The organism is Streptomyces sp. NBC_01320, from assembly GCF_035974375.1.
Taxonomy (GTDB): Bacteria; Actinomycetota; Actinomycetes; order Streptomycetales; family Streptomycetaceae; genus Streptomyces; species Streptomyces yanii.
In genome coordinates, this window is sequence record NZ_CP108390.1 from 663449 (window position 1) to 677805 (window position 14357).

Genomic DNA, 14357 nt, shown 5'->3' on the forward strand with positions numbered 1-14357 from the left:
CGGCTACGACGTTCCGCGCACGCCCGCCCGGTAGCGTCCCGGCGGCACGCCCACCAACCGGCCGAAGTGCCGGGTGAGATGGGCCTGGTCGTAGAAGCCGCTGGCCGCCGCCACCTCGCCCGGCGCCCGTCCCTCCAGCAGCAGGCGCCGGGCCCGGCCGACCCGCCGGGACATCAGGTAATGGTGCGGGGCGATGCCGTACGCCCTGCTGAACACCCGTACCAGATGGGCGGGTGGTGGCTGGGCCAGCCCGTGCGCTCCGACGGCTGCCTCGAAGACCGGCTCACCGCCGGGGCGGACGGTCGTCCCACACCGGTAGAACCGGCCGACCCCGCCCGGTACCTCGAGAACCTCCACCTCGACTTCGGTCTCCTCGACTGGGCCGACGACATGGACGGCCACCGCGACGGCGAATACGGCCCCAGCGACTACGGGCACGACCTGCAAGGCGGGTCCGAAACGTACGTCACGTCCGGCGCTGTCTACGCTCCTTGCTCCTACAAGAAGCGCGCCCGCCTGCTCGCGTGGATCAACGGCGACTGGGGCTGACTACACCTGTGCCTGCCTCACGGGCACGGCCAGACCACGACGGGGACGGAAATAGGACAGCTTCCCGGAGCGCCGGTTTTAGGAAGTATTACGGCGTGACGCTTCGGCAGGAACCGGGGCGGACATCTGGCATACCTGGGAGCCGGTGGCGTCCCGCACGGAGCGATGTGCCGTGCGGGACGCGTGTGCGGGCCGGGAGAGGCTGTTGCCGATGGGTTCAGCGGGGCGCTGTCACGTTGTTGAGTGTGTGAGTGCCTGATGGTGTGTCGGTGCGGTGGGACTGGGTTCCGACTCCGTGTTCAGGCCGTGGCAGGTAGGCCGACGACGCCGGTGACCTGGTCCCAGACCGCGAAGCGGGTGGTCATCTCGGCGCGGTATTCGGTGGCGGTCATCAGGTGGCGGCGGGGCCGGAAGTGGGGTGAGATGCCGCTGAACGCGGCCAGGAACCGCTGGGCTCCGCCGACGGAGCGGAAGCCTTTCATGGCGCGTTCGCGTTGCCGGGTGGGCTGATGACTGTTCTCCGCCCGATTGTTCAGGCCCTTGTGCGAGCGGTGCTCGACCGAGGCCATGACCTCGCGGTGGGCCGCGCCGTAGGAGCGCAGCTTGTCGGCGACGATCACCCGTGGCACCGTGCGGGTCTTCTTCAGCAGTCTGCGGAAGAAGCGCTGGGCTGCGGCCTTGTCCCGGCGGGACTGTACGAGGATGTCGAGCACGGTGCCGTCGGCGTCGACGGCCCGCCACAGGTACTTCTGCTCTCCGTTGATCTTCCCGAAGACCTCGTCCAGGTGCCACTCGTCCCCGGGCCGGGGCCGCCGGCGGCGCAGCGCGCCGGCGTAGGCCTGCCCGAACTTGGCGCACCAGCGGCGGACCGTCTCATAGGAGACGAGCACGCCGCGCTCGAGCATCAACTCCTCGACCTCGCGGAACGACAGCGGGAAGCGGAAGTACAGCCACACGCAGTGGGAGATGATCTCCACCGGGTACCGGTGCCCCTTGTACGACGGCGGCGCGGACGACACGAGTGAACCCCTCCCCGGCACGATCAACTCCAAGATCATCCCAGGCCGGTCAACTAACGTGACAACGCCTTCCTTGAGGTCGGCGTCGCCCACCGCCTCCTCGGCCCGCTCCGCCTCGCGCTCGAGGCCGTTCCCTTCTTCGGGGAACCGACGGAGCGCGCTGGTCAGCGACTACTCAGGAGCGCACAAGATCACTTCCTGGGCGAAGATTGATCGTTTCCCGCCGGGCACGTCAAGCGACCGATCAGGCCCTCGGCCCGCTGTCGAGCGCCTCGTCAATCAGCGTCGACAGGCTCTTGGTGGCATTGGATGTAAGGCGGCCCAGCTTTGCCTTGAGCGCCTCCCACGCGTCGGCGTTGTCGCCCAGTTCTCTCTGTAGCAGCAGAGCAACCTTGGAAGCCTGCGCCGTGCTGCCGAGCGTGACAGCGGCCGGCAACTGCCGGAGCAGGTCCGCATCCGCGAACCGGGATGCGGCGATCGCCTCGGCGACCTGCCGCTTGTACGTCGCCGGTCCTTTGAGGGGCAGGAAAGCAGCCAGTTCGGCTCGAGGGTCCCCGCTCTCGGCCAGGACATCATCGGCAGGCACCGACCGACGCTCAGGCTCCTTGCGGGAGGTCTCTGCACCGTGACGCTGGCTCTGCTTCTTTGCGATCGCTTGAGCGACGATCTCTTCCGCCGCCTTCCGCACCTGTTCGTCCGGGTGCAGAACGAAGCGAGCGGCGGCTGCGGGGCTGAGCAGGGGAGCTATGCGAGCCAGAGCGGCCGAGGGGAGCAACAGGTTCATGGCCAGGGCGTCGGCGGCCTTTGTCCTGCCAGTGGCCCATTCAGGATCGGGCCCCTCACCGCGCTGCCAGGAGGGCCGGACGGCGGTCGACACGAGACCGGCGACCTCGTCGAGCACCTCGGGAGTCGTGCACACGGCAGCCAGGGGCTCGAAGTGCGACCAGTGCCACTTCGATATGCCCTTCTCTCTCGAGTGAGCCACGGCCGTTGCGGTCAATGCCGCTACCCGGGGGCGGAGAACGACTCCGTGCAGAAGAAGAGCGCGAGGATGACGGCTGACGATGTCCGCGATCCGCTCGAGCTCCAACCATGCTTCCCAGCCCCGGAGGTCGGGGGCGGGGTCGGGGTCGGCTTCAGGAGCATCATCGGCAAACGCCGACTTCAGGCAAGCCAACAGCGTCTCGTCGGTGAGTTCCTTCGCCCTGCTGAGCAAGAAGTTGACAATCAGGCCGGTGCTGTCGTGGTCCGCGCCGCGCGCGATGAGCTCCGGCCACATCCGCTTGGCGGACTCAGCGGACAGCAACGCCCAGATGTCGTCGTGCCACGCCTCCACCTTGGCCATCCACGCATCGCGCTCGGCTTTGCGCCGGGTATCGGAGGCAACGCCCTCTTCGAGGTCCTGGGGGATGTCCCGAACGGCGGCGTCGATCAGCGCCGTACGCAGCTCGTGACCGACGTAACCCCACGACTCCGCAACGCGACGAGCCGAAGCGTGATCCAGCCTCTCAACAAGCAGCAACTGGGCCTCCTGGAGGTCCCATCGCGTCCGAGCCACCTCGATCAGGACGGTCTCGGCGCCCAGCTTGTCGGCGGCAAGCAGCAGCATCTCCGCAGTCACCACGGACGTGGCCAGCACGGCCTTGATCAGTTGCCGGTCGTAGGCCTTCCGGATCAGGTGAGCGCGGGTCTCCGCTGTCACATCCGCCCGGGTGAAGAAACGAGTTGCCGTCTCGGTGCCACCCCGCTGAGCCACAAGCTCGGCCAGGACACGCTGCTGTGAGGGAGACAAAGAGGGAGCGTCCACCAGCGCTTCCCAAAGCGGTTCAAGAGCCATGAGCGGACGCTAGCGGACCCCACTGACATCGGACGAGGGAATCCAGGTACCACCGCTTTCCTCCCGATGGCCAGCACGATTCCGTCCAAGGCGACGCGGTGACACAGCCCTTGCCGAAAGCAGCCCCACGCTGCAGAGCCAGCGAAGGCCCAGGCGCCCACCGCGTGTTGTGGTCCTGGTCGAAGCTGATCTGTCTGCCACGTTTCGATCGCGCGCGCCACCGGGGACATCGGCAAAGCCGACATCGGAGCACGACTGATGTGGAAACGACTCAAAGCCGATACGCCCTGGGCCGCCAAACTCATGGCGCTCGCGGACACCGAAGTACGCCGCGCAACCGCCGCAGCAACGACCACCGCCCGGGACACCACTCTCAGCCGCAGCTCCGCGGCACAAGCCAGCCGAGCAGTCCTGGCCTCGCTACCAGATTTCCGCACCGGCACCGCCCCCGCCTCCGCCGTCTACGACCGATGAGCCCACAGCGCCCTCCACACCCTTGGCATCACTCTCAGCCACACACCCAGCCGCTACATCCGCTACATCGAAACGATCGACCAACTCCTGGCCGCCGCCCCCATCCACAACTGGCCCCGCGCGTCATGGACACCGCCCTGCACCGGCTGAACCACCCGGCCAACACCACAACCAGCACGTGCCAGCAATCAACGAACCTGATCAACACGCAGAGAAACTGACCACAGCCACCACCGCTCACTCCCCCGGCCCGGCAAGCCAGCCCGCCCACGCCGAAGCAGACACCGAGCGGCCGCACACGCACACAGCAGAGCCGGAGTGGCCGATCACCACCTGGCAGGGCTGGCACAACTTCGCCACCACCCCACCCCTCACCCCGCCCCGGCCCGGCGATGCGCCCCGCAGCACGGAAGAACGCCTCGCCTACCACTCTGCGTTCGTCACCGTCCGCACCCCCGCCATCGACTCCCTCGCCACCCAGGTCCGCACCCTGATGCTGCTCGGGCGCCACCAGCAGACCACCGCGCGTCCCTCACTGATCGTCACCGGCCCCGCCGCGGCCGGGAAAACGACCGCACTCCTCGAAGTCGGGCGCACCTGCCACCTCGCCCACACCCGCAAAAACCGGCTCTCCTGTCGCTTCCGTGGGTGGTCAGTTCGTGAGTTGACGGCCTGGTAGCTGGGGTCGGTGGCCGCCGAGGCTGAGCATCGCGAGGGCGATGAGGGACTTGGGGTCCTTGAAGCCGAAGGCGATGCGGGTGATCAGTCGGATTTTGGTGTTCATGGACTCGACCAGGCCGTTGCTCAGCCCGTGCTCGGCGGCGGCGGTGATGGCGTCGAAGTGTCTGACGATGCTGCGCTGCAGCTCGACGAAGGCGGCTATTCGTGAGCGGCGGGCCCAGAGCACCCAGTCCCACAGCGCCTCGGTGGTGTCGGGGCCCTGTTTGAGGGCGGTGCGCAGACCTTCCTTGAGCAAGTACGCCCGGTGGAGCAGCGGGTGAGCCTTGGCGATGAAGAGCAGTTGGGCCCGCTGCCCGGCCGTGAGGTCCTCGGGGTTCTTCCACAGCGCGAAGCGGGCCTTCTTCAGGGACTTCGAGCCTCGGGTGGATCTGCCCTTGCCTCCGCGCTCGGCGTTCCACACCTGACGGCGCACGACGTCCAGGGCGTCGGTGGTCCACTGAACGACGTGAAACGGGTCCATCACCCGTACCGCCTGCGGGCAGCGCTCGGCGACCACCGTGGAGATCCAGTCGGCCGCATCCGCGGACACGTGGGTGAGCTTCGCGGCGCGCTCGTTCCCCAGGGCGTCGAAGAACTTACGCAGGGTGGCCTTGTCCCGGCCGGCCTCAGCCCGGACCAGACGCCCGGAGTCGTGATCCACCACGACGGTCAGGTACTTGTGGCGCTTCTTGTAGCTGATCTCGTCAATACCGATCCGTCGTAGCCCGGCGAACAGGTCCACCGACTTCTCGACGTCCGCCCAGACCCGGGCGACGATGTTGCCCACCGTGCGCCAACCGGTCCGCATGAGCTGGGTGACGGACGTCTTGGAACAGCAGGTCGCCAGCCAGGCCACCTGCGCGTCGAACGCCAGGGTATGTCCGGCGCCGTGCCTCGCCCAGGGAACCGAGGCGACCACTATGCCGTGCTCGGGGCAGGAGACCCGGGGCGCGTCGGCCTCGAGGAATGCCTGGATGACGCCCAGGTCCAGGGCCCGCCAGCGGCGGCGTCCCTCACCGGCGTCGTACTTCGCCACCTTGCGCCGACAGATCCCGCACCGCTCCCTGTGGCCCTTCGCCGGTCGGACATGCGCCACGATCACCAGCTCACCCCGGACACCGCCCTCGGGGTCCGCCTCCTCGGCCTCGACCTGCTCGATCAGCGTCTTTTCGACACCGAGCAACCGAACCCATATCCTCTTACTTTGCACGCCGTATCCAGGTTTATTCGTTTCGTACCTTCAGCAGTCGAAACGTACCCCGGGTACGGCGTGTTCTGCGTATCAGCCCTGGTCAACGACCCACGGAAGCGACAGGAGAGCCCAAAAACCCCGCCCCGCCCGGACGCACCCACCAGCAGGTACCGGTCGCGTACCTGCTGGTGCCGCCCGGCGCCACCGCCAAGACCCTCGCCACCGAATTCGCCCGCTACCTCGGCATCCCCACCACTACCCGCATGACCCAGGCCCAGATCACAGCCGCCGTCTGCCACACCTACACCGCCGTCGGCGTCCGCCTGGTCCTCATCGACGAAATCCACCGCCTCAACCCCCGCACCACCACCGGCGCCGAAGCCGCTGACCTCCTCAAAGACCTCACCGAACGCATCAAAGCGACCTTCGTCTACACAGGCATCGACGTCGCCTCCACCCCCCTGTTCGCCGGCGTCCGCGGCGCCCAACTCGCCGGCCGCGCCAGCCTCATCACCTGTGGTCCCCTCCCCGCCTGCCACGGGCAAGCCCGGCCCTTCACCGACCTCATCACCGACATGGAAACCGCCCTCGACCTCAACGCACACCGCCCCGGCACACTCCCCCGCCACGCCACCTACCTCCACCAGCGCACCGCCGGCCGCATCGGAAGCCTCGCCCGCCTCGTCCGCCAAGCAGCCATCACCGCCATCTGCGACGGCACCGAACGCATCACCAAAGCCTCACTGGAAGCCATCCAGCTCGATCACCTCGCCGAAGAACACAGGCATCCCCGCACCCGCAAGCCGGCCAGAACGGCATGATGCGGCCGTGAAGAAGACCACGGATTCGCCAGCTGGCGAGGAATTCCCTGCCCTCCGCGACCGGGTGTGGGACGTCCTGGTCCCCGCCCGTGCCAGCTACCTGGCCGACGTCTCACCCCACTACGACCAGGGACGTTGTCAGGTTGTTGTGGACCCTGCCGGTAGGGTGATCTTGGGGTTCGCCTGTCGGGGTTGGGGAGGGGCAGCGTGGAGTCCGGAGCGGCGCCGTCGTACAAGGGGTTCCGGTTCCCGGCGGAGATCATCGCGCATGCGGTTTGGCTGTACCACCGCTTCCCCCTCAGCTACCGCGAGGTCGAGGAACTGCTGCTCGCCCGCGGGATCACCGTCTCCCACGAGACGATCCGTCAGTGGTGCACGCACTTTGGACCTCAGTACGCGGCCGGGCTGCGTCGTCGCCGGCCGCGGGCCGGGGACAAATGGCACCTCGACGAGGTTTTCATCAAGATCAACGGGGTGCGGCACTACCTGTGGCGGGCCGTCGATCAGGACGGCGACGTCCTGGACATCCTCGTGCAGTCGAAGCGGGACGCGAAGGCCGCGAAGCGGTTCCTGGCCAAGCTCATGAAGAAGCAGCGCCGGGTACCGCGGGTGCTGGTGACCGACAAGCTCCGCTCCTACGGCGTCGCCCACCGCGAGCTGATGCGCTCGGTGGAGCACCGCTCCCACAAGGGCCTGAACAACCGGGCCGAGAACTCCCACCAGCCGACGAGGCAGCGCGAACGCGCGATGAAGTACTTCCGCTCACGCCGCGCCGCCCAGAAGTTCCTCGCCGCCTTCAGCCAGATCTCGCCCCACTTCCGACCCCGCCGACATCTGATGGCCGCGTCCGAGTACCGCGCCGAGATGACCGCCCGCTTCACCACCTGGGAGCAGATCACCGGCATCGCCGGCCTGCCCGCGGCAGCCTGACCGGCAGGCCTCCACCCGGTCCCACCACGCCCTCGACACCCCCACCCCGAACAAGTTGACAACGCCTGGGTAATCGATGCTGCTTGGCAAGGGTGCGAGTGCGAAAGAGCTGGCCTTGGCAGGGTGTCCGGCACCGCGATCGCGATGCCGGACACCCGCCTATGCCCGAGCGGTCTTCTCGCTGTGCGCCCAGCTCCTATGTGGTCATCGGGCGGCGACTGCCTCGGTGGCTTCTGTCTCGCCCGCGACCGCGAGGGCCGTGTTCTTGGGGCCGCGGAAGGCGATGTAGACGGACAGGACGCCCATGACGGCGACGCCTGCCCACATGGCGTGCTGCCAGCCGTCGACGAAGGACTGCTGGGCGGCGTGGAGCAGGTCCTGCGCGTGCGGGCCGGCGCTGCCCGCCGCCTCGACTGCGTTGGCGACGCCCTCCCGGGCGGTGTCCGCGGTCCCCTGGGGGATGCCGCTCAACCGGCCGTCGATGGCGCTGCGGTAGCCGTTGGCCAGCAGTGCCCCGAGCAGGGCTACACCGAGGGCGGTGCCGAATTCGCGGGTGACGTCGTTGAGCGCGGAGGCGACGCCCTGCTTCTCACGCGGCAGGGAGCCAGTGATGGCCTCGGTGGACGGGGTCATCGACAGGCCCATGCCGATGCCCATGGCGAGCATGCCGGGCAGGATGGTCAGGTAGCCGCCGTCGACGGAGACGAACAGAGCCATGAGCGCCAGGCCGACGCCGGCCAGCGCGATGCCCACGGCCATGGTCGGGCGGGAGCCGATACGTGCGGCGAGCTTGGGGGCCAGGCCGGAGATCATCATCATCATGACGGCCATGGGCATCAGCGCCACCGTGGACAGCAGTCCCGACCAGCCGAGCACGGCCTGGAAGAACGGGAAGAGGACCACGGCGATGCCCGCCTGGACACCGAAGACCACCAGCAGCGTGATCGAGCCGCCGGCCAGGCCGCGCTCACGGAACAGGCGCACGTCCAGCAGCGAGGCGTCGCGGCGGTGCAGCTCCCAGGCCACGAAGCCGATGGCGGCGATGAGGCCGACGGCAAGGCTGAGCAGAGTCGCGGGGGCGGTCCAGCCCCGTTCGGGGCCTTCCTGCAGGACGAAGATGAGGCCGATCACGGCGACGGTGGAGACCAGCGCGCCGACGGTGTCGAAGCGATGGGCCGAGGTCTCGCGGGAGTTGGGAACCGACCTCAGCGTCATGGCCAGGGCCACGAGGACCAGGACCACCGGCAGGACGAACAGCCAGCGCCAGTCCGCGACGTCGACGAGGAGGGCGGACAGGAACATGCCCAGGATGCCGCCGCCTCCGGCGACGCCGGTCCACACACCGATCGCTTTTCCGCGCCGCTCTTCGGGGAAGGTGGAGGTGATGACGGCGAGAGTGATGGGCATGATCATCGCGGCGCCGATACCGCTGGCCACGCGCGCGGCGAGCATGACCTCGGCCGACGGGGCCAGGCCCGCAACAACGCTCGCGGCGCCGAAGACACCCAGTCCGGCGATCAGTATGGGCTTACGGCCCAGGCGGTCGCCGACGGCGCCGAGCGGCAGCAGCAGCGCGGCCAGGGCGAGAGTGTAGATGTTGATGATCCACAGGACCGTGTTCTGCGAGGCGCCGAACTCCACGGCCATGTGGGTCTGCGCGACGTTCAGCCCGGACACTGACGCGATGACGGCCATCAGCGCGATGGAGACGGCAATCAGGATGGCGCGCAGCTGACGCGTATCCGGTGCGCCCCCGCCGCTCCCTTCAGCGGCCGTCACCTGGGGAGGCTGGTTCGTACTCATGGATTCCTCTCAAAAAGGGCATGCGGAGTCAGCGCCGGAGCAGGACCGGTCGCCGAAGTGGAGGGGGTGGGGCCCGGTCCTGCGCGCGGCTGATCGCGGGCGCGCGGCCCGGTAGGAGCTCTCACGTCAGACGGTGGTGCCGCCCTGGGCGGCGGCGAGGGCCGCGTCGGTGTCTGCGGCGGCCAGGAGGGCGTTGATGTGGGAGCCGGCCAGAGCGCCCGCTGCGGCGGAAGCACCCACCTGGGCCGTGAGGTCGGTGGCGTTGCCGGCCACCCACACACCCGGTACCTCGGTGGTGCCGGCCATGCCCGAGGCGAAGCAGCGCCCCATGTTGTCGGGCAGGTCTTCCATCGGCAGCTTCAGGCCGTCCAGGCCGTCGGTGCGGGCCTGCATCACGGTGGCGACCGCCAGGACACGGCGCGCAACGAACGTGCCGTCACTCAGGCGCACGCCTGCGATACCACCGTCCTCGCCGGTCACAACGTCCTGCACCGGGGTGTCGACGATGCGAATGCGGCGGGCAGTGAAGCGCGCTCGGGTGTCCTCGTCGAGATCGGTGCCGCGGGTGAAGTAGACGAGGTCGTCAGTCAGCTGACGGAACAGCAGTGCGTGGTGGACCGAGGCGGGTCCGGTGGCGAGGATGCCGATCGGCTCGTCGCGTACTTCCCAGCCGTGGCAGTACGGGCAGTGCACCACGCCGTGCCCCCAATGTTCGGCGAGGCCGGGCACGTCCGGCAGCACATCGCGCAGGCCGGTGGCCACCAGCACGCGGCGCGCAGTCACGGTGTCACCATCGGCCAGGGTGATGGTGAACCGCAGGTCACCGTCGGCGGCTGGGGCGGCCGGTTCGGCCGAGGCCACCTCGCCGAAAACGACTCGGCCGCCGTACTGGCGCACCTGCTCCCGGCCCCGCTTCAGGATGTCGGGAGGCTGCGTGCCGTCCAGCACGATGAAGCCGTGCATGGCTCCGGCAGGCGCGTTGCGTGGGGTGCCGCTGTCGATCACGACGACCGAGCGACGGGAGCGGGCGAGCATCAACCCACCGTTCAAGCCCGCAGCGCCGCCACCGATCATCACAGCATCCACCGTCTCATCAGGCAGTGCATCGCTCGCGTAGCGGGAAGTCCGCACAGACATGTCGTGCCCTTTCATCGTGCGTGGCCCCAGCCGTTGCGGACCATCTGGACACGACGCTAACCCCGCATTGCATTCAGGGCATACGATGTTGCCTATGACGCAAGAAGATGGTGACCTGGACAGCCTCGTACGCAAGCGGATCCGCGCCCTGCGGGTCGCGCAGGGCTGGTCCCTGGAAGAACTGGCCACCCGCGCCCGTCTCAGCCAGTCCTCGCTGAGCCGCATCGAGAACGGCCAGCGCCGCCTCGCACTGGATCAGCTCGTCACCCTCGCCCGCGCCCTGGACACCACGCTCGACCAGCTCGTCGAGACCGCCGCCGACGACGTCGTCACCAGCCCGATGATCGACGGCACCCACGGTCTGATGCGCTGGCCCATAAAGGGCGAGCCCGGCATGAGCGTCGTGCGCCAGCGGATGACCGAACCGCCGCCGGACAACCCCGCGCGCATGCGCGCCCACCCCGGCCGCGAATGGCTCGTCGTCCTGTCCGGCACCGCAATCCTCATGCTTGGCCACCGCCGCTTCCGCATTGAGACCAATCAAGCCGCCGAGTTCCCTACGATGATGCCGCACGCGATCGGCGCCGAGGGCGGCCCGTGCGAGATCCTGGGCATCTTCGACCGCGACGCCCGCCGCGGCCACCAACGCGACGGCAGCGACTGAGATGCTCAGGGCACCCGCGAGTGACATATCGCGGGCCCCGCCATGGGCTCGCGAATTTGCGCGTCGGGCAGCACATACGGCCATTGCCTTGCGTTAACGGAAAGCAATCGTGCCGCACGCGCATGATCGTCTTAATGTGACGGCATGACCCAAGCGCACCCACATGCCCCCCACCACGGCGCTCAGCACGGCGCTCAGCACGGCCACGACCAGGAGCACGCAGAGATCCTCGACCTGGACGCCGAGGTCCTTGCTGACCACATAGCCTCCATCATCGCGTGGCTGCCATTGAAGACCGGCCCGCGCCAGATCATCGATCTGGGCTGCGGCACGGGGGCGGGCACCTTCGCCCTGCTCAACCGCTTCCCCGAGGCACGCGTCACGGCCGTCGACGCATCGGCCGGACACCTCGAGCATCTGCGCGAGAAGGCATGCGCCCGCAGAGTGGAGGAGCGCGTGCGCACCGTGCAGGCCGACCTCAACGACTCCGGCTGGCCCGACCTCGGCTCACCGGACCTGGTGTGGGCCTCGGCCTCGATGCACCACATGGCCCACCCCGGCCGCGCTCTGCGCAACGTCCACGACATGCTCGCGCCCAGCGGCCTGTTCGCCGTCGTCGAGCTGGCCGGCTTCCCCCGCTTCCTGCCCGAAAGCGCCCCCGAGGACCGGCCCGGCCTGGAAGAGCGCGCCCACGCCGCGACCGACCGCTTCCACGCCGAGCACGTGCCCCACCGCGGCGCCGACTGGGGGCCGATGCTGACCGCCGCCGGATTCACGGTAGAAGGCGAACGCACCATCGCCGTGAACATCGAGGACTCCCCCAGTGGAGCGATCGGCCGCCACGCCCTCGGCAGCCTGCAACGCCTCCGCGGCACCACGGCCAGGGTGCTCTCCCTCGAGGACCTCACCGCGCTCGACCGGCTCCTCGACACCGACGGCCCACACAGCATCCTGCGCCGCGACGACCTTGCAGTGCGCACCGAACGCACTGTCTGGGCCGCACGCCGCACCTGATCCTCGGCATCCCCCCTGCATTGGATCTTCGTGCAGGGCTTTGAGGGACAGTGATACGCGTTCATGGGTTGGGTCGACGTCGAGAATTTCGGCGTTGATCTCCTGACCGACGGAGACGATGTCGGAGGACAGGTCCGGCCGGCCGGGCGCGGGGAGCGAGCCCGGCGCGAACTGTGTCGATGGTGTCGCGGGTGAGGCGGTGCCACCGTGAGGCGCCCTCGATGTATGTCTCCTCCAGGAGTCCGGCGCGGTCGGTAGCGACTGCCCAGTGCAGACTGACCCAGAAGTCGTCATCGCCCGGCCGCTGGGCGTTTTCCCGCGGAACGAACAGTTCGGCCTGTACGGCGCCTGCGGCATCAAAGCCCACGAAGCCGTCGCCCGCCAACTGGACGCCCTCGCCGGTTACATCGCCGCCCCGTCACCGCCCGCCGTGGCCTGATAGTCCGCCTGCACCACCTCACCCAACCGACCATGACCGCGCCGCCGCCTGCGAGGTCGGCCTGACCGTCACCGACCGCATCCCGCGCGTGGCTGCACGCAAGCGCCCACTCGCCGTCAGCCACGTCGGCGCTAACCGCCTTCCCGGAACGGCTGGTGGGTAGGAGCCTTCGGGCCGGACCACGCCGCCAACGGGCTCGGGGCCGCGGATTCTCCGCGGTCCCGAGTCCTTGCGTGACCGCCCTGCGCTGTACTCGCTCGGCAGATGCTCGAAGTCCAGCATCACCAGACGGTGGGTGAAGAACGACCGCCTCAACCACGCCTGTTATCTCTGGGCCTTCTCCGCGATCACCGCCTCGCCAGGCGCCAAAGCCCCCTGCTCGGGCATGTCCCGTCACGGACTGCCCGTACGGAACCGCCACATCACGCCGTTCACCAGTCGCCGCAGGTCAGGAATCGGGCTGCGATCGCCCGGCGGCAGCAACGGCTCCGTCATCGCCCGCTCATAGGCGCTTGCGATGAACCAGGCGTCTCCATGCCGCGACGCCGATAGCCGCCACGACGGCGCTGACGCCGATCTTGAGTGCCATGCCGATCGGGTTCCCACGGTCTGGTAGGGCTGCCGCTTTCTTGGGTGCGCCGATGTCTCGTGCCGTCACGTTCGCCGTCGCTTGCGCCCTGGCGGGCTTCGTGGTGGTCACCGTGACACGCCACTGGCCGCTCGGCAGCGGCTGGGCGGAGTGGTAGAGGTTCTGGCCTTCGGGTGCCGAGTTGAGCCGGACCGGACCGAAGGAACGGCCGTCGGTGGAGGTTGCGACCAGCGTCGCTTCGACGAGGTCGCTGACCGGATCACCGTCCTTCTTCCAGGTGACCAGCACGTTGATGTCGTGGCTGCCATCCCCGGTCACCTCCAGCTTGATCGGTCCGCCATGGGCGGACGCCGCCGGTGCGCCGAGCAGCAGGACGAGCCCGGCGAACAGGACAGTCGTCGCGGCGTACCGCAGTGTCATCTTCACGATCAGTGGCGCCCTTCGGGTTCGTCGTCGGGGGTGAGTGCCCCGTTGCCGGGGGATGTCGGCAAGAACACGTGCTGGTGCCCGTAGCCTGCGTCGACGTTCACGGCGTCGAGCGCTGTGGCCCCGGTCGACCAGGTGAAGTTCGCGTCGGCGCGCTGCCGTACGGCGAGGGCCACCACGGTCTCGCGGGTGGAACCGGTCAGTGCCCGCGAGGTCGCGTAAGTGTCGACGGTGGTGGCGATCTGGCGTACGGCGGAGGCAAGGCTCGACCTCGCCACGTTGGTAGCGGTCTCGCCGGAGGGTGGATCGGCGAAGGCCTCGACGGCTGCGGTGGCCGCACGCCGCCAACCCGCGACGTCGGCGGAGGTCACCGCAGCGGGTCGGGTGCTGCCGTCAGCGGGCATGGCCCGGTCCAGGCCGTCGAGCACAGGGACGAGCCGGTCACGGGTCGTACGGGCCAGCTCGGTAAGGGTCTTGATCTGCGCCTTGTCCCGCTGGGCGGCCTCGACGCGAATCCGGTCGGCCGTCCGCTCGGTCGAACTCGCCCGGGTTCCGGCGAACACCAGGCCGCCGACGAGAAGCGCGCCGAGCGTGAATGCGGCCGCGAGTGTGAGCACCCGACCTCGGGCCGAATTCCGGACCACCGTCGGTTCCCTGCGTCGGCTGATGATGCCCACCTCCTGATGAACGTTGGACGTATGTACTGATGAGAGTGGAACGGGGCGGGTGCCCCGCGGCAGTTG

At 68.8% G+C, this 14357-nt stretch carries 15 protein-coding genes and 2 pseudogenes; 9 read left to right on the forward strand and 8 right to left on the reverse strand.

The genetic code is table 11. From position 1 onward, the window contains the following. Positions 1–3: 3 nt before the first annotated feature. A pseudogene (locus tag OG395_RS03455) lies at positions 4–240 on the reverse strand (helix-turn-helix transcriptional regulator); the annotation flags it as partial. On the opposite strand from OG395_RS03455, the gene OG395_RS03460 reads away from it, so the two are divergent. Further along, a complete protein-coding gene (locus OG395_RS03460; RefSeq protein WP_327249244.1) occupies positions 181–549 on the forward strand; it encodes a hypothetical protein in 369 nt (122 codons plus the stop codon). The pseudogene OG395_RS03455 and the gene OG395_RS03460 sit on opposite strands and share 60 nt — an antisense overlap. 299 nt (positions 550–848) lie before the next feature. Here the strand turns inward: OG395_RS03460 and OG395_RS03465 are convergent, their stop codons facing one another. Together OG395_RS03465 and OG395_RS03470 are read right to left on the reverse strand one after the other, a co-directional pair. Then, positions 849–1607: an IS6 family transposase gene (locus tag OG395_RS03465; RefSeq protein ID WP_442818508.1), complete on the reverse strand. Its 759-nt coding sequence runs from the start codon at positions 1605–1607 to the stop codon at positions 849–851. 205 nt (positions 1608–1812) lie between these two features. Beyond that, positions 1813–3207: a hypothetical protein gene (locus tag OG395_RS03470; protein ID WP_327241539.1), complete on the reverse strand. Its 1395-nt coding sequence runs from the start codon at positions 3205–3207 to the stop codon at positions 1813–1815. A gap of 456 nt (positions 3208–3663) precedes the next feature. On the opposite strand from OG395_RS03470, the gene OG395_RS03475 reads away from it, so the two are divergent. Further along, positions 3664–3879, forward strand: coding sequence for a hypothetical protein (locus OG395_RS03475; protein WP_327241540.1), 216 nt, complete (start codon positions 3664–3666; stop codon positions 3877–3879). A 325-nt stretch (positions 3880–4204) separates the two neighbouring features. Continuing rightward, positions 4205–4504: pseudogene (locus tag OG395_RS58025) on the forward strand (ATP/GTP-binding protein); the annotation flags it as partial. A gap of 27 nt (positions 4505–4531) precedes the next feature. Here the strand turns inward: OG395_RS58025 and OG395_RS03485 are convergent. After that, positions 4532–5809 carry an ISL3 family transposase gene (locus OG395_RS03485; protein ID WP_327241542.1) on the reverse strand — a complete coding sequence of 426 codons (1278 nt, stop codon included), beginning with the start codon at positions 5807–5809 and terminating at the stop codon, positions 4532–4534. Here OG395_RS03485 and OG395_RS03490 point away from each other — a divergent pair. Further along, a complete protein-coding gene (locus OG395_RS03490) occupies positions 5791–6612 on the forward strand; it encodes a TniB family NTP-binding protein (RefSeq protein WP_442818729.1) in 822 nt (273 codons plus the stop codon). The two genes, OG395_RS03485 and OG395_RS03490, sit on opposite strands and share 19 nt — an antisense overlap. A gap of 207 nt (positions 6613–6819) precedes the next feature. Continuing rightward, complete coding sequence (locus tag OG395_RS03495) at positions 6820–7542, forward strand: IS6 family transposase (RefSeq protein ID WP_327241543.1); 723 nt, start codon at positions 6820–6822, stop codon at positions 7540–7542. 204 nt (positions 7543–7746) lie between these two features. Here the strand turns inward: OG395_RS03495 and OG395_RS03500 are convergent, their stop codons facing one another. Beyond that, the gene (locus tag OG395_RS03500) at positions 7747–9345 is read right to left on the reverse strand and encodes an MFS transporter (RefSeq protein ID WP_327241544.1); all 1599 of its coding nucleotides are present in this window, start codon (positions 9343–9345) and stop codon (positions 7747–7749) included. Between the two features lie 126 nt (positions 9346–9471). Further along, entirely contained in the window at positions 9472–10482 is a 1011-nt protein-coding gene (locus tag OG395_RS03505; protein ID WP_327241545.1) for an NAD(P)/FAD-dependent oxidoreductase, read from the reverse strand. Positions 10483–10576: 94 nt separating this feature from the next. On the opposite strand from OG395_RS03505, the gene OG395_RS03510 reads away from it, so the two are divergent. The 4 genes from OG395_RS03510 (at position 10577) to OG395_RS03525 (ending at position 13107) form a co-directional block, all read left to right on the forward strand. Continuing rightward, positions 10577–11146: a helix-turn-helix domain-containing protein gene (locus tag OG395_RS03510; protein WP_327241546.1), complete on the forward strand. Its 570-nt coding sequence runs from the start codon at positions 10577–10579 to the stop codon at positions 11144–11146. Positions 11147–11290: 144 nt separating this feature from the next. Then, positions 11291–12160: a class I SAM-dependent methyltransferase gene (locus OG395_RS03515; protein ID WP_327241547.1), complete on the forward strand. Its 870-nt coding sequence runs from the start codon at positions 11291–11293 to the stop codon at positions 12158–12160. Between the two features lie 268 nt (positions 12161–12428). Next, a complete protein-coding gene (locus OG395_RS58030) occupies positions 12429–12599 on the forward strand; it encodes a hypothetical protein (protein ID WP_376669692.1) in 171 nt (56 codons plus the stop codon). Positions 12600–12894: 295 nt separating this feature from the next. Beyond that, positions 12895–13107 carry a hypothetical protein gene (locus tag OG395_RS03525; RefSeq protein ID WP_327249755.1) on the forward strand — a complete coding sequence of 71 codons (213 nt, stop codon included), beginning with the start codon at positions 12895–12897 and terminating at the stop codon, positions 13105–13107. On the opposite strand, the gene OG395_RS03530 is transcribed toward OG395_RS03525, so the two are convergent. Together OG395_RS03530 and OG395_RS03535 are read right to left on the reverse strand one after the other, a co-directional pair. Further along, on the reverse strand, positions 13102–13614 hold the full coding sequence (locus OG395_RS03530) for a hypothetical protein (protein WP_327241548.1): 513 nt from the start codon (positions 13612–13614) through the stop codon (positions 13102–13104). The two genes, OG395_RS03525 and OG395_RS03530, sit on opposite strands and share 6 nt — an antisense overlap. A gap of 2 nt (positions 13615–13616) precedes the next feature. After that, on the reverse strand, positions 13617–14231 hold the full coding sequence (locus OG395_RS03535) for a hypothetical protein (protein WP_327241549.1): 615 nt from the start codon (positions 14229–14231) through the stop codon (positions 13617–13619). Positions 14232–14357 lie beyond the last annotated feature (126 nt).

Bases quoted from the DNA above. Each gene is read 5' to 3' on its own strand.
- OG395_RS03460 (WP_327249244.1), top strand. From the start codon at position 181: ATGGTGCGGGGCGATGCCGTACGCCCTGCTGAACACCCGTACCAGATG.
- OG395_RS03465 (WP_442818508.1), bottom strand. From the start codon at position 1,607: ATGATCTTGGAGTTGATCGTGCCGGGGAGGGGTTCACTCGTGTCGTCC.
- OG395_RS03475 (WP_327241540.1), top strand. From the start codon at position 3,664: ATGTGGAAACGACTCAAAGCCGATACGCCCTGGGCCGCCAAACTCATG.
- OG395_RS03500 (WP_327241544.1), bottom strand. From the start codon at position 9,345: ATGAGTACGAACCAGCCTCCCCAGGTGACGGCCGCTGAAGGGAGCGGC.
- OG395_RS03505 (WP_327241545.1), bottom strand. From the start codon at position 10,482: ATGTCTGTGCGGACTTCCCGCTACGCGAGCGATGCACTGCCTGATGAG.
- OG395_RS03510 (WP_327241546.1), top strand. From the start codon at position 10,577: ATGACGCAAGAAGATGGTGACCTGGACAGCCTCGTACGCAAGCGGATC.
- OG395_RS03515 (WP_327241547.1), top strand. From the start codon at position 11,291: ATGACCCAAGCGCACCCACATGCCCCCCACCACGGCGCTCAGCACGGC.